The organism is Limimaricola litoreus, from assembly GCF_024159025.1.
Lineage (GTDB): Bacteria > Pseudomonadota > Alphaproteobacteria > Rhodobacterales > Rhodobacteraceae > Limimaricola > Limimaricola litoreus.
Genome location: NZ_JAMYXC010000080.1, coordinates 1 through 2,224 on the forward strand (window position 1 = coordinate 1; position 2,224 = coordinate 2,224).

Annotated in this window: 3 protein-coding genes; 1 reads left to right on the top strand and 2 read right to left on the bottom strand. The window is 70.3% G+C overall.

What is annotated here, in order from left to right; translation table 11 throughout:
* Positions 1-445, top strand: a 445-nt coding sequence (locus tag NHG85_RS05885) for a lysozyme family protein (RefSeq protein ID WP_253330689.1), incomplete at its 5' end; no start/stop codon positions are given.
* Positions 446-520: 75 nt separating this feature from the next.
* Here the strand turns inward: NHG85_RS05885 and NHG85_RS05890 are convergent.
* Together NHG85_RS05890 and NHG85_RS05895 are read right to left on the bottom strand one after the other, a co-directional pair.
* Positions 521-805 carry a hypothetical protein gene (locus tag NHG85_RS05890; RefSeq protein ID WP_253330691.1) on the bottom strand — a complete coding sequence of 95 codons (285 nt, stop codon included), beginning with the start codon at positions 803-805 and terminating at the stop codon, positions 521-523.
* Between the two features lie 246 nt (positions 806-1,051).
* On the bottom strand, positions 1,052-2,224 hold a 1,173-nt coding region (locus NHG85_RS05895), incomplete at its 5' end, for a hypothetical protein (protein WP_253330693.1).

A 2,224-nucleotide genomic window follows, 5' to 3' on the forward strand; every position in this document is an offset into this window, starting at 1 on the left:
CGCCTCGGCCGAGGCGGGCAAGGCGGGCTATGACGCGGTGCAGCACGGCGCGCGGCGGATGCCACCCGCGCCGCCGACCCGGATGACCATCGGCCAGATCCTCGACTGGGTCGCCCGCACGCCGGGCCAACCGCATGCCATCGGCCGCTACCAGTTCATCCCGCCGACCCTGCGCCGGCTGGTGCAACGCGCGGGCCTGTCGCGCGAGACGCGGTTTTCCCCAAAGGTGCAGGACAGCCTCGCCGACCTGCTTTTGATGGATGCGGGGCTCTTGCGGTTCGAGGCCGGGAAGCTCGACCGACACAGCTTCATGGACAACCTCGCCCGGATCTGGGCCGGCCTCCCGACCCGCTCGGGCCGGTCGCATTACCACGGCGTCGCGGGCAACCGCGCCACCATCAGCCGCGCCAGCTTCGAGCGCGAGCTGCGCGCGATCTACCGCTAGGCGCAGCCGCGCTCGGCGGGCCCGGCGGGCCCGGCGGGCCGTCACGGCCTGCCGGGCGCGGCAATCCAAAGGCGCTTACGCGGGCTCCTTCACCCAGTCCCGGACGACATCGAAGCCCTCGGCCCGAGGTTGCTTTTCCAGCAAGTGGGCGAAGTTTGCCCAGATCTCCTTCACGCGGGGCTGGTTGGTCTCCGATTCCTCCTTGCTGGTGAGCAACGCGAAAATATACCCACTGCCATCATCGTTCATGGTGCAGACGAAGTGCTGCATGCCCTGAAGGCCCATAATCTGGTCCTTCACGCGGGTCATGATCTCCTCCGCCTCCTTGCGGCTGTCAGGTTTCATCTTGAATGGTGTCACTCTTGCGAACATGGCTCGTTCCTCCAAGCGAAGACCACCGGCACCGTTTGACCGGCACAGGGAGTGTATCACGAAACGACCGGTTCGAGCCGGGCGGCAGGGGTGTTTCGACCGGATTTCGCTTCAGGCTCGGGGCGAACGATGTCCAAGGGCGGGCCGCACGATCGGCAGCGCGCGACCGGCAACACATCCGGTAAGGGGGCCTACCCGCAAGACGGCGGGGCTTTTCGCCGCCTGCCTCGGCCCTCACCGTTCCCAAAATTCCGCGAGCCGGTCCACAAGCCCGTCACCCAGCGCCATCCGCACCCGCAGATAGGCGCCCTCCTCGATCAGCCCCTCCATCCGCGCCACCCGGCGGCGCGTGGCGTTGTAGCCGATGACGACCATCGCCCCCTCGCCCACGGCAAGACCAAGCTCGCCGCCCAGGGCGTGGGTCGCGGCCCCCGCATCGTCCCACAGCCGCATCGCATCGAGGCCAAGCGTGATCCGATCATCCAGCAGATCGATCTCGCCGCCGATGCGCGCAAGCTGGGTCAGCACCGTGTCGGCCTGCATCCCCCCCGGTCCGGCATCGAGGTCGAGCACCGAGCGCTGCCCCGAATAGCGCCCGTCGATCCGCAGGTCCGGCCCGGCCTGCCAGCTTCCCGCGAGCGACCAGAGCTGCGCCGCCTCGTGGCTCTCCTCGTGGTCGAGCCTGCGCTCGTACCAGCCCAGCATGTCGAGCCGTGGCATCAGCACGGGCCGGTAGGCCGCGCCGAGCCGCAGCCGGTGCTGCCGCGTGTCCTGCCCCGCGTCGCGCTGCTGGCGGGCAAGGCGGCTGCGGCCCAGAAGGGTCCAATCCGCGCCGATCCGCCCGGCCAGGCCGACATCCGTCGACAGCCGCGTGGCCGCATCCCCAAAGCTGCGATCGACGCCGGTTTCGATGATCCAGTTCTCATCCGCCGCGCGCCAATCGGCCGAGGCGCTCAGGCTGGTCAGCCGGCCGCCCGCCCCCTCGACGGGCTTGGAATGCTCGACCCCGAGGCCGAATTGCCATGGCCCCCGGGTCCAGTCGGCCTGCAGCCCCTGCACCACCCGGCCCTGCACCGCGTCGCCGCCGCTGCGGGTCAGCTCGCTATGGCCGCGCAGCCAATCGGAGACGTCGTATTGCGTGGCGAGCCGAAGCTGGCGCAGATCGCCCACCGTGCCGTCGCGCGCGAGGCCAAGCTCGGCCGTCCCCTCGACCGACCAGCGCCGCGTCAGCTCATGCGCGGCGCCAAAGCGCAGCAGCCCCTCCCCATTGCCCCAGACCGCCTGTTCGAGCAGCAGATCGAAGCTGAGCGGCCGGTCCGTCACCGGCCACCAGCTGCCGCCGGTGCCGAGCCACAGCGCGCGCTCGCGCGTGCTCGGCCCGGTGTCGCGCGTGGCGCGGATCTCGTT